The following is a 21,569-nucleotide window of genomic DNA, read 5'->3' as shown; positions in this document are numbered from 1 at the left end:
TTTACCTATTTATTATTTAAACGTTTTTCTCTTCTTTTCTGTTTCTGATTTTTGCGTGATAGAATACGTTTGGTTTTGTACCAATCTCTTCAAGCAAAGTATATTTTCTATTTCCGTTGAACAAGCTTCTAACTTCAGAATCTACGTCATTCATATCACCGAATTTCATAGCTCCTGTAGAACAAGCTGCAGCACAAGCACAAGATGCCTGGAACTCTGCATCAGTCACTCTTCTGCCATCTTTCTTAGCATTCAGAATCGTTAACTGAGTTTCCTGGATACAAAGAGAACATTTCTCCATTACCCCTCTTGTTCTTGTTACAACATCCGGGTTAAGAACCATTCTTCCCAAATCATTGTTCATATTGAAATCGAACTTATCATTCAACGCATAGTTGAACCAGTTGAATCTTCTTACTTTATAAGGACAGTTGTTTGCACAATATCTGGTACCGATACATCTGTTATAAGCCATTTGGTTTTGTCCCTGCTTACCGTGAGATGTTGCAGCAACCGGGCAAACTGTTTCACAAGGCGCATGGTTACAGTGCTGGCACATTACCGGCTGGAAGATCACATCCGGATTATCAGCAGCATTTTCCAATGCTCCTTCAATTCCTAGAAGGTTACTACCATAAAGTTCAGGAACTGCCATCCCTTCTTTAAGACCTTCATAAACTTCAACTTTTTGTTCAGTCGAATAGTAACGGTCGATTCTCAACCAGTACATATCCCTAGACATTCTGATCTCTTCTTTTCCAACAACAGGAACGTTGTTTTCTGCCTGACAAGCGATGACGCAAGCCCCACAACCAGTACAAGAGTTAAGGTCAACTGATAAGTTGAAGTGAGGACCATCTGTATCATCATAAGCATCCCAAAGGTCAACTTTTCCAATTGGAAGCTCACCTCCAATCGTATGCATTTTTAAAGGTGCGTTCCAGTCATCAACAGGCTTATTAATGAAATCCTCCAAAGAAACTTCTTTAGCAATCTCATAACGACCCATCAATGTATTTTGAAGCTGCATTCCTGCAAACTCGTGCGTTTCACCAGTTTTTTCAATTTTAACATTAGAAATAACCGTATTGTAACCGTCGAATAATGGATATGCATTGATTCCTGTTTCAGCAACTTTTCCAGAATCTTTTTTACCATAACCTAACGCCAATCCTAATGAACCTTCTGCTTGACCAGGCTGGATAAATACTGGAACGTTTTCAAGAGTAACACCGTTTACTGTTAATTTAACAGTATCTCCATCCAACTGCATTCTTGCATTAAGACTATTCTCAATATCAAGAGTTTTAGCATCTTTTGGCGAAATTGTCAAGTAGTTATCCCAAGACAATCTGGAGATCGGGTCCGGAAGCTCCATCAACCAAGGGTTGTTAGACTGTGTTCCGTCACCGATACCTGGCTTGGTGTAAAGTTGTAATTCGAATTCAACATTTTTGAATGCTGATAATTCTGAAACAGCCTGAGCTGCGTTTCCTCCAGAATAACTCAATCCCATTGAAAGACCTCCGTTCGTGAAACCATTGTAAAGGTTTTTGTTGAAAGAAAGACCTCCGTTAAGAAGTAAAGCGTTTGCTTTTAGGTAATTATAATAATTATTAGCTGGACTATTCTTACCGTTGATCCAAACCAATAAAGATTCTTCGACTTGTCTAGAAGTATATATCTTCTGGATTGTAGGCTGCATCAAAGAGTATGCACCTGTTTCCGGAGTGATATCTCCCCAAGATTCTAACCAGTGTGTATAAGGAATCACCGCTTTAGAAGCTTTGTACATATCGTTCTTCTTATCTACGATCGCTACAGAATAAGGAACTTTTTTGAAAGCTTCAAATAAAGTTTGTCCTTTTGCGTGAGAATAAACCGGGTTCACATTATTGGTGATCAAAACACCAACTTGTCCTCCATTTAACCAAGAAATAAACTCGTTGAATCTTGCGTTATCGTATTCTTTAAGGAAATTAGCTTTACCGGTGAAAGCTTTAGAAGCTAATTTTTGATTGATCAAATGTGCTAAAACATAAGCTGCTTTTGAACCATCTGCAAAAACAACAGCTTTGTCTCCTTTAGCCTGAAGTTCTTTAACAATTGCAGAAGCCGTTTTATCAGAAGTTCCACCATTAAGGCCGTTATAAACCTCGATCAGTGTTTTGAAAACAGCACTTGGTTTCAATTTATATCTTGTATCAGAGTTTGCACCTGTCAAGCTCATATTAGATTCAACCTGAATATGTCTCAACATAGTTTCCCCAGGTTTTCTAGCTGCAGCGTAAGAAACTTCCAGACTTCCTCCGTTATAGTCTCCTAAGAAATCCGCATTGAAAGAAACCACCAACTGACTTGAACTCAAATCATAAACAGGCAGAGCTCTTTGTCCGAAAACTTCCTGTGCCGCATCCAAAGCCGCAGCATAAGGGTAGGCATCATAAGTGATCAATTCAGCTGAAGGATATTTTGTTTTGAAATCAGCAAATAACTTTTTGAAAGTCGGGCTTGGGAAAGAGTGAGATAATACAACGATCTTTTTACCGCTAGCCTGAGATTCCGTCAACCCTTTCAGTATAAAATCATCAACTTTATTGAAGTCATCCTGCTCCTGCCCATTCAATGCTGGTTTTTTAACTTTATCATTATCATAAAGAGAAAGAACACTCGCCTGCGCTCTGGCATTAGTTGTACCTAATGAACCAGCCGCCGGATTAGGGTCAATTCTGATAGGACGACCTTCTCTTGTTTTCACCAAAACACTTGAGAAATCGAAACCGTCAAAATATGAAGATGCGTAAAAATTCGGGATCCCAGGAATGATATCGTGAGGTTTTACAACATAAGGAATCGTTTTAAGAACCGGAGCTTCACATGCCGCCAATGTAACAGCAGCTGTAGAAAAACCTAATATCTTAAGAAAATCTCTACGAGAAGTCCCTGAATTATTAGAATCATCTAAGAACTCTTCAACCGGAATTTCATTCTGGAACTCTTTAGCGGCCAACCTTCCATTCAAAGTCGGATCTTTTAGTTCGTGAATACTTCTAAATTGTATTTTATTTGAAGCCATTTATACTTCTAATTTTTGTTATTAATAATGACATTTACCACACTCAAGACCTCCAATTGCATCTACAGTGATCTTGCTTCCTTCACCATATTGTTTTTTCAACTTATCATGCAGATTTTTGAAGTATTCTTTATTATAACCGTTGTTCATATCTACTTCCGTAGTTCTGTGACAATCTATACACCATCCCATTGTGAAGTTGTTAGCCATCTGAACTACGTTCATTGTATCAATTTTACCGTGACAAGCTTTACAAACAACATCGATCTTGTTAGCCGCATCTTTCTGTTTAGCATTGAAACTATTGATGATCGCCTGCTCACCAGCAACAACGTGTTGAGAGTGATTGAAATATACGAAATCAGGCATATTGTGAATCCTTGTCCACTCAACAGGCTCAGTTTTCCCAGTATAAGCTTGCTTATCTTCATCCCAGCCTACGTGAGCATAGATCTTCTTGATTTCTCCTGTGTAAAAATCTCTATCTTTTCCTGGCTCGATATATTTCCCTTTGTATTCGGAAATAGAACGGTGACAGTTCATACAAACGTTAAGAGAAGGAATCTCGGAAACCTTGCCATACTTAGCGCCTGAGTGACAAAGCTGACAGTCGATCTTGTTTTCACCAGCGTGGATCTTGTGAGAGAAATAGATCGGCTGTTCCGGAGCGTATCCTTTGTAAACCCCTATCCACATCAGCCAGTTCCATACGCCATACAATGCGAATACAGCTAATAGGGCCACAAGTCCTTTTCCTACATAACTGTATTTTTCATACAATTCCGAGAAAGAAGTAAGTCTGGTTGAATTAAGTTCTGATAATTCCGGGGTCTGCTGTAGTTTAACTAATTGACGAATTTTAAGCAATAACCATAACAACAAGCCAGCAATCGCAATTAGAGCTGCAACTACAATTTTGGAATTCAGCTGTTGTGCTTTTTGAGCTTCAATTGCAGCAGTACTATTTACATCAGCACCCTCTGTTGCTGCTTCGGCTGCAGGCTCCTCTTTTGGCGGATTAGTTGTGTACTCCAAGATATCATCGATATCCTGATCAGAAAGTTTTCCTTCGAATACCTGCATCGCAACCTTTCCATTTTCTTCGTAGATCTTGTTTGCGTATGCATCGCCAGACGCTCTCAGTTTCTCGTTGTTGCTGATCCATTTGTGAAGCCAGTCAACATCTTGACCATCCTTTTTAACTTTCTCAACAACACCGCCAAGCGCAGGTCCTACAACTTTTTTATCCAATGCGTGACAAGCTGTACAGTTCGCCTTAAACAGCTCCTGTCCTTTTTTCGGATCGCCTTGTGCATAAACGGAAGCGCCGGTTGACAACAATAGACTAATTGCTATCAGACCCTTTTTGTAATGCTTTCTCCAACTAATCATTTATATAATCTTGGGTTAGTAAATTTTATTCAGTTTACATTCAATCCGGCAAAAATAACACTTTAACAAAAATTAAGAAGCCCTTATCGTATGCTTTTTTTCAATTATAATTAATTTGTAAACGTTCTAAATAACAGAGTTTGCGTTTCATTCAATTTATTTTAAATTTGCTGAAAATATATTTATAATGAACAATCTGCTTAAGCTTTTCATAATCTCAACATTATTCTGTTTTTACCAAATTGATGCTCAATACATTGTAAAAAAAGACACTTTGTCGGGAACTGAGCTTTCTTTTGCATTGGACGAGCGTGTGAATGATGCTTTGGAAAAAATTGAAGACAACTGTAACAGAAATTCTGGTGCTCCAACAAAGACACCAACAAAGGTTTTGGTTGCAAACAGGGAGTTGACGAACGCCGAGATATGTAGAAAGAATCCAAAGATCATGGGTTTCAAGATCCAGGTAGTTGTCGTAAAAAGTAATGAGGAGGCCCGAAAAATAGCAACTGAGTTCAGAAACAATTTCAGAAGCCTTAAGGTTGAGACCGATGCTTCCTTGAGACCAAATTATAAAATACTTGCCGGAAGCTATTTTTCAAAACAAAGCGCTTCTGATGATTTGAGAAACGTCAAAAAAGTTTATCCTTCGGCGACAGTTATTCCTTATGCCGTCTTCTGTGTTGAAGCCAAATAATAAGGAAAATCCATAAAAAACCTTCGGAATTCCGAAGGTTTTTTTATCTGTAATAGGTTTCTAAAAATTGATAGAACTCGGTCAATCGATAATAATTGCTGACTCCAAGATAGACTGTCATTATCAAAAGTAATCCGTAGAACAAACTGAGTGGAGTCCTCTTATTTCGATAGCTGAAAAATAACCAGCCTAACAAAAGCGGATAAACAAAAACAAAATGTCCTCCGTAAATATAGGAGGTATGAAGCCCGAATTTCAGAACGCAATGAATCAGAATGTCAACTAAAAACGTGATCACAAGAATCCATACCAGTTTGTTTTTATAATTTTTAAAAACGCTCCAAATCATTAATAACAAAACAATTCCGATAAAAATATAAGGAACAAACGATGTGTAAACATCCATAAACAATGCTTTATAATAAAAAGTTTTATCCTTGTTATGATAATCCCTAATCTCGTAATTGGAGAACAGAATATTTCCGCCAAAGAACCAAGAATAAATCATATCCCAAAGCGGAGTTGCTTTTGGCTTGGAAAACTTATCGTATTGTTCTTCGGTTTTGTTAAGGAAGTTCTGGAAATTAAAATTCAGTCTTAATAAAAATAGGAAAACAAAAACAACAACCGAAGTTGTAATTTTCGCAATAGCTATTCCTATTTTTTTCCAGTTCCAGAAAATTTTCTTTTCAAATAAAAACGGGATGTAAACTTTGACAATATTTGTAATCGTCAAACCACCGATGAAGATCGAACCGAAAATTGTTGCACCAAATGAAATCGGTTTTTCTTCCTGAATTTTCTTTGCTGAATAATAATTGAATATTGAAAGAAACAACAATGTATAAGTATAAGTTTCCGGCGTGAAACTCAACAAAATATTCGTCACAAACAACCCATAGAAACCCAAAATCAACAGACTGATTTTCAGTGGAAGCCGGATAATGTTATTCAGGTATTTGAAAATCTGAACATTCGCCAAGGAAATAACGACCGTTGAAAACAAAGCCAAAACCAATCTGAAGATAGAATCATATCGATTTCCCGAGATCCATAATGCGAAATCTCTGATCTGTTCAAAGAAATAATTGGACAAAGGATGTCTCTCAAAACCGCCACCAGTCTGAACTATTGCTCTGTTATCAAAACTGAAATAACCATCCCACGGGATTCTGTCATCATAAATAATGCTGAAATTGTCTGCAATAAACCAAGCGTTTGCGCCATAAAGAATCACAAAAAATAAGAAAATCAGTAATTCTGTTTTGTTTGCAGGAAAAATGATTTTCAGAGTGGATAAAATTTTGTTCAGTAGTTTTTTCACTTTATTAAAGAGTGCCTTTTAATTCTTTTTTCACGAGCGAACAAAATTAAGAAATATTTAAAGTTCTTTAAAAGACATTATTATAAAGATTATCAATAATCTCACGCCAGTCTTTACCCTCGTTGATATCCCCATTGCAAATGAATATCAAACCTTTCTTTCTGACCGGATCAAAAGAAATAAAAGAAGAGACACCAATTGCCTTCCCTGTATGCATATACAACAATTCTCCTTTGTTGGTAGCATATTGCGACCAGGTGTAGAATCCCAGACCGAACTCATCCGGAGTAAGGGTGTGAATCGCTTTTTCATCAAAAATACTTTTACCATTCCATTGGCCTTGCTGTGTCCAAGCCAAAAGAAAATGAGAAAATTGCTCGACATTGGTATGCAGGCTTCCGGCAGGATAATCGGGAAAACCACCAAATCCCAATGGCTGGTTATGTTTTAATGAATCAGAATAGCTATAAGGCATTGCCAGTTTAGAAGAATCAATCTCTTTTAAAAACCAGCCGGAATTGTCCATATCCAATGGTCTGAAAATACTTTCCCTGCAATATTTTTCAAAATTCTGCCCTGTTATCCGCTCCACCAAATATCCTAATAATGCGATCCCCATATTGGAATAATTCGATTTGCTGCCAGGCGTATAGTTATAAAAGTTTTTCTCCTTATTATAGTTTTTTCCTTTTGTTGAAAAATAGTCTTTTATGAATACCTTCAAAGGAATATTAGGGTCTCCAGTGTTAGTTTCCCAAAACTGACCGAGATAATCCACATTATCATCTATGGAAGACCGATGGCGTAATAATTGGGCAATGGTGATAGGATATTCGGGAAAATCGGGATTGAAAATCTTGAAATCCAAATACTTATTGATATCATCATCCAGTTTTAATTTATTTTCGGAATAAAGCTGCATAACTGCAGCCGCAGTAATTGTTTTCGAGGTGGATGCCGCTTCAAAGATGGTTTGATCGGTAACAGGTATTTTCTTTTCCAAATTCTGGTATCCATAATAACCTGTCCAAATAACTTTTCCGTCTTTTATTGCGACAGCTTCAAAACCAGGAATATGGAGTTGTTCCATTTTGGTTAATATGAAATTATCTATGTTTGTTTTTTGTGCAAAAACAGATAATGATGTAATAAATAACAGTATAAAAATTATCTTCCTTCTTTTAAAATTCATATCACTGTGTTATTTATAATTCTATATAAACTTTTTTTATCCTATCATCGAAATTTACCATTTTATATTTTTCTCCAAAATCTTTAAGAACTGCAAGACAATTGACTGCAACCAGTCTGATTATCATATTTCGACGGACGTTTCTGATTGAACTCCGGGAAACGATTTTCATAAGGGTCTTGCAAAGCTTCTTTCAGTTTGAAAAATAGTTCGTAATTTCCCTTCTCAGCTTCTTGAATAGCTTCGAATAACAGATAATTTCGTAGAATAAATTTTGGATTTGTTTTGGACATCAATTCCAAAGCTGCTGTCTCTGAGATTTTATTTTTAAGTTTTCTTTCCTGGTATTTCTCGATAAAATTAGAAAGTCGCTTTAATTCATTTTCATTCAGATCTCGATAAAAAGAATTGGAGAAATCATCAATTTTAATTTCTGAAGCAGGCTTTTCAAGATTTTGAAAAAATAAGGTATGATCCAGATTCAAATCCTGCATCAGTTGCTGCCATTCCGTAAAGAACCTTTCATCTTCCGGCAAAACCTCATCAAAACCGAATTTATCTGCCAACATTTTGTCGTGCTCTGTCCAGAAGCGTTTTCCGTAATCATCCAGGATTTTTTCAAGAATTTCGGAATTATTGATCAAAGGGAAAATGGCATTGGCCAAAGCAGCCAAATTCCAATGCGAGATCTGACCTTGCTTTCCGAAAGCATAACGTTTTCCAGGTAGATCAGTTGTATTGGGTGTAAATTCCAAATCGTAACCATCCATCATAGAATAGGGTCCATAATCAATCGTGAGTCCAAGAATCGACATATTATCGGTATTCATCACGCCGTGGACAAAACCGATACGATACCAATCGATTATCATTTTCAACGTTCTGTTACAGATCGCCTGGAACCAATCGATATATTGATTCGGATTATTCTCCGAATTGATTTCTGGATAAAATTTTTCAATGGTGTAATCCGACAATTGTTTTAACAAATCCGTTTGCTTTCTTGCAGACAACAATTCAAAATGTCCGAAACGAAGAAATGATTCAGCCGTTCTTACGACAACAGCGCCTTGTTCTTTTTGCGGATTCCCAGAATATTGAATATCACGAATTACATCTTCCCCGGTTTTCGAAAGGCTCAAGGCTCTGGTTGTAGGAACGCCAAGATGAAACATCGCCTCGCTCATCAGATACTCCCGAATCGAGGAACGCAAAACCGCCCTTCCATCTGCATGTCTGGAATATGGTGTTGCTCCGGCGCCTTTCCACTGGATTTCAGTTTGATGATCTTCCCGGAAAATTTCTCCTGCATAGATGGCTCGTCCGTCACCCAATTGTCCAGCCCAATTGCCAAATTGATGGCCTGCGTACGCCGTTGCGTAAGTTTTAACATTATTAGGAAGATTTTGAGCGACAAGAAAGTTTTCATCATTGTCTAATTTACCCAAACCAATTTCGATTGATAATTCTTCATTAAAATAAATTAACTCTGTTCTATCAAAATCTGCAGGCTCAATTGTACTGAACAAAACATCTGGTGTTTGTCTCTGCATTAGATTCCCAGAAAAATCTCCCGGAAATAGCTTGGTGAAATTATTAGTAATACTTTTTAAATTCATTATCAAAAAACCCGTCTCGCTTGATGCGGACGGGATTAAATTTATTTGTTAAAGTCTATATCATCCGAGGAATTAATAGCTTCATTAGAATTTTCTTCTTTTTTCACTGGTTTGTCCGGAACGATCTGTGTTGGATTCTTGAGTTCTTCAATGGATTGCAATCCGCCATCGTCTCCATATCCATTCCTTAGATTATTAAGGTCTGAGCAACTTCCTGTCCAGTTAGCCGGTTTAATGAATTTATCTTCCGGGAGAATATTCAAAGCTTTGTCAGCAAAAACTTTTTTCATATAAATTGCCCAGATCGGCAATCCCATTTTGGCACCTTGCCCTTCACCTGTGCTCCAGAAATGTGTTGCTCTGTCTTCCCAACCAACCCAAACGCCAGTTGCCAATTTTGGCACAATTCCCATAAACCAACCATCTGAGTTTTTCTGTGTTGTTCCCGTTTTACCTGCAATTTCTACACTTACCGGAATTCCTCGTCTCCTTAATTCTCCAGAAGCTGTCCCGAATTCGGCCACGCCTTTCATCAGATCAATCATTGTGTAAGCGTACATCTCGTTCATTACTTCCTTTACAACAGGTTTCACTTCTTTGATCACGCGTCCGTTCGCATCTTCAATCCTCCAGATCATTTCCGGTTTGGTGTAATTTCCGAAGTTCGCAAATGTGCTGTAAGCTCCCAGCATCTCATAGATCGTAATATCAGATGTACCCAAAGCCATTGGCAAATGTTTGTCAATCGGGTCTGTAACCCCCAGATCTCTTGCTAATTGAATGACATTTTCAGTTCCTGCCATTTCAGCTAATCGGATCGCAACAGGGTTCAAGGATTTTGCAATACCTTCTTTGATCGTTACACTTCCGCCACCGCCTTTCACATGCCAATTTCCTTTGGAATAAGAAGCATTTGAAACGGTTGAACAAGGTGTCATCCCAAGATGCATAATGGCCGTTGCATATACAAATGGTTTGAAAGTTGAACCAACTTGTCTTTTACCCTGCTTTACGTGGTCATATTGGAAATGCTGCCAATTGATACCTCCTACCCAGGCCTTGATATCTCCTGTTGCCGGCTCCATAGACATCAGACCAGCTTGTGCGATCTGCTTATGGTAACGGATAGAATCCCAAGGAGACATCTCAACCTCCTCTTCTCCCTGCCAAGTGAACCTTGTCATTTTAACAGGCTCGTGGAACTCCATCATGATAGAATCCTCCGGCATCCCTTCGGCTTTCAGCTGTTTGTAACGGCCTGTTCTTTTTACAGCTGCCATCATCAGATCGTTGATCTGGGTTTTTGAAAGATTGTAATAAGGACGATTCGGATTACGTCTCATCTCACCATCAAAGTTTCTCTGGAGATCGGTCAAATGCTCTTTGATAGCTTCCTCTGCATATCTCTGCATTCTAGAGTCCAAAGTCACATAGATCTTAAGACCATTTTTATAAAGATTGAGCTCCTTCCCTGTTTCCTTTTCGTATGAATCCAGATATTGCTGGATTTCTTTTCTCAGATAGAATTTGTAATAAGAAGAGAAACCTTCTTCCACAGTTTTGATCTCGTGGAAATCTACAACGATTGGTGTTGCCTTCGCTTTTTCATAAGTAGCATTATCAATGTAACCAGTTTCCAACATCTGTTTCAGAACCACATCTCTTCTGTCTTTTGCCCTTTCTGGATTTCTGTAAGGATTATTTCTCCTAGGAGCCTCCAGCATCGCAACAAAAGTCGCCGCTTCAGGCAATGTCAACTGGCTTGTAGATTTGTTAAAGTAAACCCGGGAAGCCATTTCAATCCCTTTAGCATTGAAAAGGAAATCCATTTTGTTGAAGTATAAAGCGACAATCTCTTCCTTCGTATAACGCTTTTCAAGACTTACTGCAACGCACCATTCTTTTAGCTTTTGGAAAGCTCTTTCTATTTTGTTTTGAGAAGCATTTCCTGTAAACAAAAGTTTAGCCAGCTGCTGTGTAATGGTTGATCCGCCACCTCTTTCTCCACCATATCTGATGGCTCTAAGAATAGATTTTAGATCGATGCCCGAATGCTCTTTGAATCGTTCATCTTCCTTTGCTTGAAGCGCATATACCAAATAGGGCGGAAGCTGCTTGTAAGTAACTGGTTTTGTCTTTTCTTTTTCAAATTTCCCTAATAGCACATTGTCAGAAGAATAGATCTCAGAAGCTACATATATATCAGGATTTTCCAATTCCTTCACATCCGGCATATCTCCTACAAATCCCTGAGAGACAGCAAAAAACAAGGCAGATATCCCTAATACAACAGCAAAGAATCCAATCCACACAATCTTGATCCATTTTTTGATGCCGGACCTGGATTTTTTCTTGTCTGGTAAAGGAAAGGTTTTATGTTCAGTTTTCTTATTTTCCATTAATAAATCAAGGCTTTGAGTTTTGAATTTTAATTCCTATATCTTCGATTCCCGGCAATATGTTCCGTCTCATTGCCTGAACAACTTTTACAGAATAATTACCGTTCTGCGGAAATCTATAATTGAGCTTATACTGAAACAGAGTCTCCTTGGTATCACCAAATCCTGTTCCTATCCATTCTCCATTAGGTTTAGCCAAAATATAGTTGAGCGTATCTGTGGAAACAGTTTTTTTACCGTGCTCTACCTTAGCTATCAGACGCAGGTTACTATAAGGGTATGCATTATTATTCCTGATAACAAATACAAGATCTTTAGAATCCTGGGAATCTTTTATATTAAAGTCAAGGCTCTTAAAGTCATTTTTTTTCCAGCTGTTGCCAACATCTTTCACCACAACCTCTTCATTATCATTTTGACACGAAATTAGAGAGAAAAACAACACAAAAGCAACTAATAATCTAAGCATTACCTTCATTTTTAGGCGGCGTTTTCTTTTTCGGTTTTTTGAACGGTTTTTTATGCGTTTTATTTTCCTGCGATTGATTATCAGTCGTCTGAATATTTGGAGATGTCACCTTGTTTTCTACAGGTTTTTGTCCGCCTGGACGATTTCTGTTATGATTTTGCTTTGGATTTTTATTGTCCGCAACTTGGCCATTTGAGGCCGTTGATTTATTCTCTGATGGCTTTTGCTCATTAGAACGATTCCTGCTATCTGTCTGGCGTGGATTTTTATTCTCCTGCGATCTCGCTGGCCGATTGTCAGACTGTTTTGGATTTCTATCTCTATTTGAGCCGTTTCTTGATTTTTTAAATTTCTTCTCAAAACGATCGACGCTATTTTCCTGTATCAGGTCAGAAGTTACCAAAGGATTATCCACAACTTTCAAATCCTCCAAAGCTGGTGCTTTTTCGCCATTTTTATTCATGACAATCAATTTCTTCACCTCGAAGATGTCCAGATCGTACCAAGCCATAGAATTCTCCACATAAGCAAACCACATTTTCTTTTTGAAAACATCGATCTTGATGCAAAAAGCCCTTCCTTTCTCCGTATTCAGAACTGTACTTGATGATGGGAAATCTCTCAGGACGTCCAGATAGCTATCCAACTCGTAATTCAGGCAGCATTTCAGTTTTCCACATTGCCCTGCCAATTTCTGAGGGTTGATGCTCAATTGCTGATATCTTGCCGCATTGGTATTGACCGAACGGAAATCTGTAAGCCAAGAAGAACAGCAAAGTTCCCTTCCACAAGACCCGATCCCTCCTACTTTTGCAGACTCCTGACGGAATCCGATCTGCTTCATGTCGATCTTTGTACGGAAATTAGAAGCATATTCCTTTATCAGTTGACGAAAATCGATCCTATTATCAGCTGTATAGTAAAACGTAACCTTAGACCCGTCTCCTTGGTATTCTACGTCTGTGATCTTCATCTCAAGATTAAGACCGTAAGCTATTTTGCGCGCCTCTATCTTAATCGCATTTTCCTTTTTCCTAAGGTCTTGCCAGGTCTCTATATCTTTTTGACTGGCAAGTCTATAGATTTTTAGCGCATGGTCTTCGGGGACATTTTTCTTTTTCATCTGGATCTTCACCAGTTCTCCCGAAAGACTCACCACTCCTATATCGTGACCCGGACTAGATTCTACAGCAATGATGCTACCAATATGCAAGGGCAGGTTGTTGACGTTCTTATAATATAATTTACGATCGTTTTTAAAACGAACTTCCACATATTCAGAGCTTTTCGATCTTGATGGATCAACATCAGAAAGCCAGTCAAAAACACTTAATTTATAACTATTCCCGCAGGTATCTACACTACTACACCCATTAGCGGTCTTTGTGCCACAAGAATGGGAAGAATCGCCGGATGTTTTACATCCACAACTCATATTTTATTTTTTATGTCTGATTGCAAAGTTAATATAATTTTTATTTAAGCTTGACGATAATATCTTTTAAAAAAATTTTTTTGTTAATTTTAAGTTAATATCTGATTAATATTAACAATATAACAAACAAAACAACTAAAAAATAAAATATCCACAAAACGAAAACCAACTATTTATTATGGTTTACATTATATTGTTTAAAATTAAACTAAATTAAATTTTACCAAAATATTTATTACAAATATCTAATTATCAATATATTAAATATGACAATAGACTAAACAACTATTCTTAGAATAGCAATGTTTAACTTTTTTTATGTTTTTTTCTAATTGTTATTAAAATAATTATAAATTTGGAACATTAATAATAATTATATGAGACGAATTTTAATGACCACGGCATTGGCTGCCGGTGTAATGGCATACGCAGGAGGATTCCGAGTATCTCTTCAGGGTGTTAAGCAGTTGGCAATGGCTCATACCAGTGCTCACGCCGAGGACGCAAGTGTTGCATTTTTCAACCCTGCCGGTATTTCCTTTATCCCTTCGAAGTTGAGCGTAGCTGCAGGTGGATTCGGTATATCAAATAAGATAACATTCCAAAACACAAGTACTTTGCAGCAGTCTGAAACAGACAATCCACTAGGAACACCTATTTATGCAGCTGTAGCTTACAAGGTTTTAGACAACCTTTCTGTAGGTTTCAGTTTTTCAACTCCCTTCGGAAGCACTATCGAGTGGCCGAGCGATTGGGAAGGCAAAGAAATGGTGCAGAAGTTAGAATTGAAAAGTTACTTTTTCCAACCAATGGTTTCTGTAAAATTGGCACCTTGGGCATCTTTTGGAGCAAGTTATATCTATGCAAAAGGTAAAGTTGACTGGACAAAAGCCTTAACTCAATATGATGGACAGCTTAATCTGTTAGATGACCAAGCTACAGGACACGGTTTCGGATTTGGGTTCTATTTCCAGCCAGACAACCAATGGGATGTGAGCGTTGCATACCGTTCGCCTGTTGACATGAAGGCCAAGGAAGGGAAAGCAACATTCATGGTTCCTTCCTCATTGGCACCAAACTTTAATGGTGGTTCAGACAATTTCAAAGCCACTCTTCCTTTGGTAGATGAAATTACTCTGGGAGCAACCTATAAAATAACACCAAAATGGTTAATCTCTGCAGATTACAACTATCATGGCTGGGAAAGGTATAATAAACTAACGCTTGATTTTGAAAACGTAGCAGCGGGTAACCAGCCAAACGACCCGACAGTTTTGGTAACACCTAAGAATTTCAAAAATACTTCAAGTGTGCGTATCGGAACTCAGTATATCTTCAATGATATGATCGCAGGTAGATTAGGCTGGTATTACGACCAATCTCCTTATGCTGATAAAGATTTCATCCCAGAAACGCCTTCTTTTGACAATTACGTGATAACAGGAGGTATCGGACTTAAGTTCAACAAGTTGGGTGTGGATATTTCCGGAGCTTATGCAATGCCGAAAAGCAGGACTTTCAACAATGCATATTACAACTTCGCCGGACAGGCAAAAGCTGATGTGTTTTACTTTGGTTTAGGATTATCTTACAACGCATTTTAAAAATTGAATCTATTATGAAAAAATTATATATATCGACATTAGCTGCAACACTTTTATTGACAGCAAGTTGTGAAACAGATTTTGATAACAGCACGGAAGATGTGGTTGTAACGTCGGGAGAAGCCAATTTTTCCAAATATGTATCATTAGGAAACTCCCTGACATCGGGTTATAGAGATGGAGCACTTTATATAGATGGACAAAACGAATCATATCCAAGCATGCTCGCTATGCAAATGAAGTTAGCTGGTGGCGGAGAATTCAAGCAACCAATGATGCCAAATAATACTGGTGGGTTTGTTGGACTTCCGGGTTTTGGGGGAAAATATACATTACAAGTTGTATCAGGTTCTTTATCTCCGGTTCAATCTGCGGCTGCGGCGGCATTGGACAATATTACATCTGGTGGACCATATCAGAATATGGGAGTGCCCGGCGCAAAATCATTCCACCTAGTTGCCCCTGGATATGGAAGCGCAGCTAATCTTTCAGTTGGAGCAGCCAATCCTTATTTCGTAAGATTTGCAACTTCTTCTTCAACTTCGGTATTAGCAGATGCAATGGCACAAAGACCAACATTCTTCTCTCTTTGGATTGGGGCAAACGATGTGCTAAGTTATGCAACAACTGGCGGATTAGGTGTTGACCAAAAAGGAAATACCAATCCGGCTACCTATGGTTCAAATGATATCTCTGATCCTAATGTAGTTGCAGCATCAATAAAAGGAGTACTTGACGGCTTAAAATCTGTTGGAGCAACGAAAGGGGTGATAGCAAATATCCCTTATGTTTCTTCGGTCCCTTATTTTACAACCGTTCCGTATAATCCATTAACGCCTGCAGCTTTGGGAGCTAATCTAGCAACATTGAATACTAGCTTATATGGACCATTAAAACAAGCTTTAACAGCTTTTGGAGCAGGAGACCGAATTAATCTATTATCTTCAACTTCAGCTAACCCTGTTCTTATTAAAGATACTTCTTTAACTAATTTATCTGCTCAACTTACTGCCGCACTTACGCCTTCATTAGGAGCTGCCACAGCTGCTGCATTCGGACAGATTTTTGGGCAAGCAAGACAAGCAACTTCTGAAGACTATGTATTATTGCCTGCTAGCTCGATTATTGCAAAACCCAACGCAAGTGCTCCGGCAGCTATCAATGTAAATGGAGTATCTTATCCATTAGAAAATCAATACGTATTAACAAAAGCAGAAGCTGCTTTAGTAACCGCTGCAGTTGATGCTTATAACACATCTATTACCAGCTTAGCTTCTTCATATGGTCTAGCATTAGTAGATGCGAAAGCCAAAATGATTGAACTTAACTCTACATCGGGAATCCAATGGGACGGAGTAAAATACACTTCGACATTTGTAACCGGGGGAGCATTCTCATTAGATGGCGTACATCCAACCGGAAGAGGATATGCAATCATTGCCAACGAATTCCTGAAAGCAATCAACCTAAAATACAAATCTAATCTTCCGATGATTAGTCCGAACTCTTATAACGGAGTGAAATTCCCGTAGTTTAGAAATAGAAATTATAATAAAAACCACTTCTTTTTAGGAGTGGTTTTTGTTTGAATATGAATATTATTTTCACAATATAAAAATTTGATTATTTTTACAGTATGCTTTCAAAAAGAGTCAAATACGCTATCAAAACTTTGCTTTTCCTGAATAGGACAAACAATGCTTCATTATTTTCTGCGAAAAAAATATCGGAGAACGAACGTATTCCGCTCAAATTCCTTGAGCAGATCCTTCGTGAGTTGAAGCAAAATAAAATTTTGAAAAGCGAAAGAGGCGCTGAAGGTGGTTATACTTTTATGAGAGACCCGGCCGACATCAAAGTTCTGGATGTTATCCGGATTGTGGACGGTCCGGTTGCAATGTTGCCTTGTGCTTCTCTTAATTTTTATGAAAAATGTGCAGACTGCACAGATGAAGCCACTTGCAGCATCCGAAAATTATTAATAAATGTTCGTGATAATATGCTTCCGATTTTAGACACCAGCATTGCTGATATGACAAAGTCTGAAAATTGTCCGCTGTAATGTTTACCGACGAATATTTTATGAAAATGGCTTTGCAGGAAGCCCAATTCGCTTTAGAAAAAGACGAAGTTCCGATTGGCTGCGTTATCGTGTCCAATGACCGAGTTATTGCCAAATCTCACAACCTTACAGAAACGCTTACCGATGTCACTGCCCACGCAGAAATGCAGGCCATAACCTCAGCTGCCAATTTTCTTGGTGGGAAATATCTGCAGAATTGTACTTTATATGTCACTTTGGAACCTTGCGTGATGTGCTCCGGGGCTTTGGCCTGGTCTCAAATCTCAAGAGTTGTGATTGGTGCGAGAGATGAACAGAGAGGTTTCATCAACAAAGGTTTATCTCTTCATCCAAAAACCGAAGTCACAACTGGAATTCAGGAATATGAATGTTCGGAAATTGTGAAAACTTTTTTTAGGAATAAAAGATAATCACAGATCCTTCGCCAAGAAATATAATCCTTTCAAAGTGTGAAGCCTGTCGCCGATGTTGATCTTATCCGTTAAAGGTTTGTAAACATGACTTACACCTCCAGTCGCAATAACGAAACATTTATCATCAACCTCATTATTGATCCTGTCAATAAAACCTTCCACCATCCCGAGGAAGCCGTAAACCATTCCGCTTTGCATACAACTGATGGTATCCAGTCCTAAAACTGATTTCGGTTTTACCAATTCTATTTCCGGCAATTGTGCCGTTCCTTTTATTAAGCTATTGAGTGAAGTTACAATTCCGGGAGCAATGATGACGCCTAATGTTTCTCCATTTTCAGCCAGGCAGCTTGCAGTGAGTGCTGTTCCAAAATCTAGGATGATCTTCTTTTGACTTGGATAGAGATTATGTGCCGCAACGAGGTTTGCATAGATATCGGTTCCCATTTGTTTTGATTTCGGAATGACGCCGGACGGTGTATTTCTATCCACGATCACAGGGATTTTGTTATGGATTTTCTTGATGGCACTCGCCACCACTTTTGTCAATTGGGGAACCACGGAACCTATAATGACCTTATCAACTTTATCAACCTCGATTTTATAGGTCTGATAAAGCATCAGGATCTGAACAAACAATTCGTCTGTCGTTTTGTAAGGTTTTGTGTTGATAACCCAAGACAGGTCACAATTGTCATCATCAAACAATCCGAAACGGATATTGGTATTACCTATATTGATTACGATGGAGTTCATTGCTTCGTTTAATTTTACCAATTTATAAATTTAACAGTTTACCAATATTTGAAAATCTTAAACTCAGTTGACATTGGTACATTGTTAAATAATTACATTGCTATATTTTTATTTTACTTCCAGATAATTATCCTCAGGGTTCACATCCGCTAATCTTTGGCTGAAATCAATTCCAATTGCAGACAATTGAGCTTTGGTGTAAGGAATCGTAAAGCTGTATTCCTGCTGCGTCCAAGCCCAGAAAGGCAAGGTCTGGATATTACCGTAGATATCTTTCGTTTTCCAAGTTCTGGTCAGGTTCAATGGAATATTATAGTTGATGACTTTTTTGTCCTTAGTCAAAATACTGAAATCGATCGGCATTGGAATGCCGCCTTTATTTACTAGGGTAATCGTCGTTGATTCCGGGTCATATTTCACATTCTTGATTCCGTAATCGATTGTTTTTGTGGTATTTATCCAATAATGCTGGAACCATTTCAAATCCATTCCGGAAACCAGCTGTGCAATATGGATAAAATCTCTTTCCGTAGGATGTTTCATTGCCCATTCGTCATAATATTTGAGCATAATTTTACTGAGATTTTCTTCTCCGACAATATAACCTAACTCGACCAAAAACGTTTCACCTTTGATATAACTTGCGTAAGTATAAGCAGTGCCATTATCGTGATGGTCACCCAACCAAACTGCAGGTTCTTCCTTCCCGGATTTTGTGAAATTAACATAAGCTTTGATTGCACCAACAAATGGATTTGGTTGTGATTCCTTTGGCGGGAATAATCTGTAAGACACAAAATCTTCTGCATACTGCGTAAAGCCTTCATCCATCCAAGGTCTTACACTCTCATTGGTCGCCAATATCTGCTGAAACCAGGAGTGTGCGCCTTCGTGGAACATCAGTCCACTGAGACCTTCCAAGCTTGTCGCTTCGCCCAAAATCATAGTACACATTCCATACTCCATTCCGCCGTCGCCACCCTGAATGAATGAATAGCTCGGCCATTTGTAACGTCCGAAAGTGGCATTCATCAGTTGGTAATACTTTGTGATGTATGGTTTCATCTCTGACCAGTATTTTGTCTTTTCAGATTTTTGATATACCAGATAAACTTTTGGACCATCCAAAATCGGGAAACTTTCAACGGTGTAATCTCTGTCAGCAGCCCAGGCAAAATCTAAGATGTTTTTCGCGGTCCATTTCCAGGTTACTTTGTTCGAAATATCCGGTTTGATTACCGCATTGCTGTCATAACCTTTGACTTCTGTTGGGTTTTCAAGATTTCCACCGGCTCCGATAACATAATCTTTATCGATTTTGATATTCACTTCATAATCAGAAAACGGTGCGTGAAACTCTCTTCCCACGTAATCAAAAGCCGCCCAGCCGTCATAATCATATTCGGCGATTTTCGGGTACCATTGTGTCATTGTCATATCGACACCTTCGCGGTTGTTTCTTCCGGCTCTTCTTATTTGCATCGGGATATTGGCATCCCATTCCATTGTGAAAGTGGTGGAAGAATTTGGTTTGATTGTTTCAGCAAGAAAAACTTTCATCACAGTTCCCTGAATCTCGAATTTCAAATCTTTTCCGTTTTGCTTGATCCAACGGATATTTTGTGCGCCTTCTTCATTTTTCGGAATTTCGGATAATCTGGAAACCACTGTATTCCCGACTCTTTTTGCCAATCTTCCATCCGCATTCACACCTTGAGACTGCACACGCTGGTCCATCATAGAACCCGGTTTGAAAGCATTCCAATACAAATGGAAATAAGCGACTTTCAGCTCGTCCGGAGAATTGTTTCTGTAATCCACAGTCTGTTTTCCTTGATAGGTGAAATTGGCAGCATCTACATCAATATCCATTTTATATTTGGCATATTGCTGATAATATGGGGTTTGCTGAGCCGATAGGATGAAAGAAAAGAGAGAAAAGAAAAAAGATATTTTTAGTTTTTTCATAGGATTATGATTAAACCTAAACGGTTTGTTGATAATAATTTTACCAAAAATAGGAAGTTTTTGGTTAATGGCAAGTTGTGGAGAGTTTAAGATTATAATCTGTTGGGGAAGTTTGTATATTTACTTTTCACTAAAATTACAAAACAATGAAAGATTATGACGAATTATTGGAGCACTGTAAAGCTTCAATTGAAAAATTTGAAAAAGAGGTAAAATGTTCCAAAGTAGATATTAAAAATCATCTGGAAAATTTAAGAAGTACATTAGAATATGTGGCTCAAGAATTTAATCAAACTTTAAATAATCCTAAATCCAAAGTTTATTTTCCTTATGCCTTTTCAAAAGATAAAGCTAGTTTTTTAGAATCAATGAAAAAAAATTTCCCAACACTATCCACTGAAAAACCAGACCTTTTCAATTTATTAGAAAGCATTCAAAACTACAAGGCAAATGATGATTGGCTTTATGACCTTTGTAACTTAACGAATGAAGCAAAGCACAAAAAATTGCTTAAAACAATTGAAACAGAAACTAAAGGAATCAATATTCCAGGATTAATACTTTCCACTAATTCTGAAGTAAATATTGGAAATTTGGTTATTGGTGACGTCTCATTTAAAAACTTCAGAATAAAAGATGATAAGGTATCATATGAAAGTTCTCAAGCAGAATTATTATTTGAAGTTATAAACGAAAAAACAATCAAATTTCAAGACAATGAATATGATGTAATCGATTTTTTAAAAAAATGCACAAATAATGTAGAGGTTTTTATTGAGAATTATAAAAAGTTATAAACGCAACTGAAAATTCTAATTATCTTTAAAAAATTATATCTAGATTCCTACGGAATGACAAAAATCTGTTTTATGCAGACTATTGTTTTACGTTGAATCCGCAGCCCGACTTGAGCGGAAATCCTTTTTACGCAACGTAGTGGAGTGAAAAGATTGACTTCGTCGAACCACTTCATTAGGTTTGGGAGCGGAAGGCGGATTAAGCTGCCCGAATAAAATTCCTTATTATTAAGACTTACCATAATTTTCAACAATTCAAAGCAAATCAAACTCGACTTTGGATTGACCCAAATCAAAATTTGTTTAATTGTCAGTAATGATTTTCGGGAACTTTGAAACCGCCTA

Annotated in this window: 16 protein-coding genes; 6 read left to right on the top strand and 10 right to left on the bottom strand. The window is 37.8% G+C overall.

Translation table 11 applies throughout. The features are described 5' to 3' along the window. Positions 1 to 16 precede the first annotated feature (16 nt). Positions 17 to 3,076: a TAT-variant-translocated molybdopterin oxidoreductase gene (locus tag K319_RS0107405; RefSeq protein WP_027383083.1), complete on the bottom strand. Its 3,060-nt coding sequence runs from the start codon at positions 3,074 to 3,076 to the stop codon at positions 17 to 19. 21 nt (positions 3,077 to 3,097) lie between these two features. Then, on the bottom strand, positions 3,098 to 4,468 hold the full coding sequence (locus tag K319_RS0107400) for a c-type cytochrome (RefSeq protein WP_027383082.1): 1,371 nt from the start codon (positions 4,466 to 4,468) through the stop codon (positions 3,098 to 3,100). Between the two features lie 187 nt (positions 4,469 to 4,655). On the opposite strand from K319_RS0107400, the gene K319_RS0107395 reads away from it, so the two are divergent. Beyond that, positions 4,656 to 5,165, top strand: a complete 510-nt coding sequence (locus tag K319_RS0107395; RefSeq protein WP_027383081.1) for an SPOR domain-containing protein — start codon at positions 4,656 to 4,658, stop codon at positions 5,163 to 5,165. Positions 5,166 to 5,208: 43 nt separating this feature from the next. Here K319_RS0107395 and K319_RS0107390 read toward each other — a convergent pair whose 3' ends face one another. From K319_RS0107390 to ricT, 6 genes are all read right to left on the bottom strand, one after another. Beyond that, positions 5,209 to 6,489, bottom strand: a complete 1,281-nt coding sequence (locus K319_RS0107390; protein WP_027383080.1) for a DUF6080 domain-containing protein — start codon at positions 6,487 to 6,489, stop codon at positions 5,209 to 5,211. Positions 6,490 to 6,556: 67 nt separating this feature from the next. After that, on the bottom strand, positions 6,557 to 7,681 hold the full coding sequence (locus tag K319_RS0107385) for a serine hydrolase domain-containing protein (protein ID WP_027383079.1): 1,125 nt from the start codon (positions 7,679 to 7,681) through the stop codon (positions 6,557 to 6,559). Between the two features lie 83 nt (positions 7,682 to 7,764). Beyond that, positions 7,765 to 9,300, bottom strand: coding sequence for a protein adenylyltransferase SelO (locus tag K319_RS0107380; RefSeq protein WP_027383078.1), 1,536 nt, complete (start codon positions 9,298 to 9,300; stop codon positions 7,765 to 7,767). Between the two features lie 41 nt (positions 9,301 to 9,341). Then, positions 9,342 to 11,699: a penicillin-binding protein 1A gene (locus K319_RS0107375; protein WP_027383077.1), complete on the bottom strand. Its 2,358-nt coding sequence runs from the start codon at positions 11,697 to 11,699 to the stop codon at positions 9,342 to 9,344. A gap of 7 nt (positions 11,700 to 11,706) precedes the next feature. Beyond that, entirely contained in the window at positions 11,707 to 12,168 is a 462-nt protein-coding gene (locus K319_RS0107370) for a gliding motility lipoprotein GldH (RefSeq protein WP_027383076.1), read from the bottom strand. After that, positions 12,161 to 13,603: a PSP1 domain-containing protein gene (gene ricT / locus K319_RS0107365; protein ID WP_027383075.1), complete on the bottom strand. Its 1,443-nt coding sequence runs from the start codon at positions 13,601 to 13,603 to the stop codon at positions 12,161 to 12,163. The genes K319_RS0107370 and ricT overlap by 8 nt, the downstream gene beginning before the upstream one ends. Before the next feature lie 377 nt (positions 13,604 to 13,980). Here ricT and K319_RS0107360 point away from each other — a divergent pair, with 377 nt between their 5' ends. The 4 genes from K319_RS0107360 (at position 13,981) to K319_RS0107345 (ending at position 17,700) form a co-directional block, all read left to right on the top strand. Beyond that, entirely contained in the window at positions 13,981 to 15,207 is a 1,227-nt protein-coding gene (locus tag K319_RS0107360) for an OmpP1/FadL family transporter (RefSeq protein ID WP_027383074.1), read from the top strand. 14 nt (positions 15,208 to 15,221) lie between these two features. Then, positions 15,222 to 16,739, top strand: a complete 1,518-nt coding sequence (locus tag K319_RS0107355; protein WP_027383073.1) for an SGNH/GDSL hydrolase family protein — start codon at positions 15,222 to 15,224, stop codon at positions 16,737 to 16,739. Between the two features lie 104 nt (positions 16,740 to 16,843). After that, positions 16,844 to 17,269, top strand: a complete 426-nt coding sequence (locus K319_RS0107350; protein WP_027383072.1) for an RrF2 family transcriptional regulator — start codon at positions 16,844 to 16,846, stop codon at positions 17,267 to 17,269. Further along, on the top strand, positions 17,269 to 17,700 hold the full coding sequence (locus K319_RS0107345; RefSeq protein WP_027383071.1) for a nucleoside deaminase: 432 nt from the start codon (positions 17,269 to 17,271) through the stop codon (positions 17,698 to 17,700). Before K319_RS0107350 ends, K319_RS0107345 begins: the two co-directional genes overlap by 1 nt. Here K319_RS0107345 and K319_RS0107340 read toward each other — a convergent pair whose 3' ends face one another. Together K319_RS0107340 and K319_RS0107335 are read right to left on the bottom strand one after the other, a co-directional pair. Then, positions 17,701 to 18,459: a type III pantothenate kinase gene (locus tag K319_RS0107340; protein ID WP_027383070.1), complete on the bottom strand. Its 759-nt coding sequence runs from the start codon at positions 18,457 to 18,459 to the stop codon at positions 17,701 to 17,703. It lies immediately after the preceding gene. A gap of 108 nt (positions 18,460 to 18,567) precedes the next feature. Further along, positions 18,568 to 20,427 carry a M1 family metallopeptidase gene (locus K319_RS0107335; RefSeq protein WP_027383069.1) on the bottom strand — a complete coding sequence of 620 codons (1,860 nt, stop codon included), beginning with the start codon at positions 20,425 to 20,427 and terminating at the stop codon, positions 18,568 to 18,570. Between the two features lie 146 nt (positions 20,428 to 20,573). Between K319_RS0107335 and K319_RS0107330 the strand changes: the two genes are divergently transcribed. After that, a complete protein-coding gene (locus K319_RS0107330; protein WP_027383068.1) occupies positions 20,574 to 21,224 on the top strand; it encodes a hypothetical protein in 651 nt (216 codons plus the stop codon). The last annotated feature ends 345 nt before the right edge of the window (positions 21,225 to 21,569 follow it).

The sequence above is a fragment of the Epilithonimonas caeni DSM 17710 genome (assembly GCF_000426465.1).
GTDB lineage: Bacteria > Bacteroidota > Bacteroidia > Flavobacteriales > Weeksellaceae > Epilithonimonas > Epilithonimonas caeni.
Note: the sequence above shows the minus strand (reverse complement) of the source record. Positions and strands in the feature narration are given on the sequence as shown.

Excerpts from the sequence above, each read along its gene's own strand:
- K319_RS0107405 (WP_027383083.1), bottom strand. The coding sequence starts at position 3,076 with ATGGCTTCAAATAAAATACAATTTAGAAGTATTCACGAACTAAAAGAT.
- K319_RS0107400 (WP_027383082.1), bottom strand. The coding sequence starts at position 4,468 with ATGATTAGTTGGAGAAAGCATTACAAAAAGGGTCTGATAGCAATTAGT.
- K319_RS0107395 (WP_027383081.1), top strand. The coding sequence starts at position 4,656 with ATGAACAATCTGCTTAAGCTTTTCATAATCTCAACATTATTCTGTTTT.
- K319_RS0107385 (WP_027383079.1), bottom strand. The coding sequence starts at position 7,681 with ATGAATTTTAAAAGAAGGAAGATAATTTTTATACTGTTATTTATTACA.
- K319_RS0107380 (WP_027383078.1), bottom strand. The coding sequence starts at position 9,300 with ATGAATTTAAAAAGTATTACTAATAATTTCACCAAGCTATTTCCGGGA.
- K319_RS0107375 (WP_027383077.1), bottom strand. The coding sequence starts at position 11,699 with ATGGAAAATAAGAAAACTGAACATAAAACCTTTCCTTTACCAGACAAG.
- K319_RS0107370 (WP_027383076.1), bottom strand. The coding sequence starts at position 12,168 with ATGCTTAGATTATTAGTTGCTTTTGTGTTGTTTTTCTCTCTAATTTCG.
- ricT (WP_027383075.1), bottom strand. The coding sequence starts at position 13,603 with ATGAGTTGTGGATGTAAAACATCCGGCGATTCTTCCCATTCTTGTGGC.
- K319_RS0107360 (WP_027383074.1), top strand. The coding sequence starts at position 13,981 with ATGAGACGAATTTTAATGACCACGGCATTGGCTGCCGGTGTAATGGCA.
- K319_RS0107355 (WP_027383073.1), top strand. The coding sequence starts at position 15,222 with ATGAAAAAATTATATATATCGACATTAGCTGCAACACTTTTATTGACA.
- K319_RS0107350 (WP_027383072.1), top strand. The coding sequence starts at position 16,844 with ATGCTTTCAAAAAGAGTCAAATACGCTATCAAAACTTTGCTTTTCCTG.
- K319_RS0107345 (WP_027383071.1), top strand. The coding sequence starts at position 17,269 with ATGTTTACCGACGAATATTTTATGAAAATGGCTTTGCAGGAAGCCCAA.
- K319_RS0107340 (WP_027383070.1), bottom strand. The coding sequence starts at position 18,459 with ATGAACTCCATCGTAATCAATATAGGTAATACCAATATCCGTTTCGGA.
- K319_RS0107335 (WP_027383069.1), bottom strand. The coding sequence starts at position 20,427 with ATGAAAAAACTAAAAATATCTTTTTTCTTTTCTCTCTTTTCTTTCATC.
- K319_RS0107330 (WP_027383068.1), top strand. The coding sequence starts at position 20,574 with ATGAAAGATTATGACGAATTATTGGAGCACTGTAAAGCTTCAATTGAA.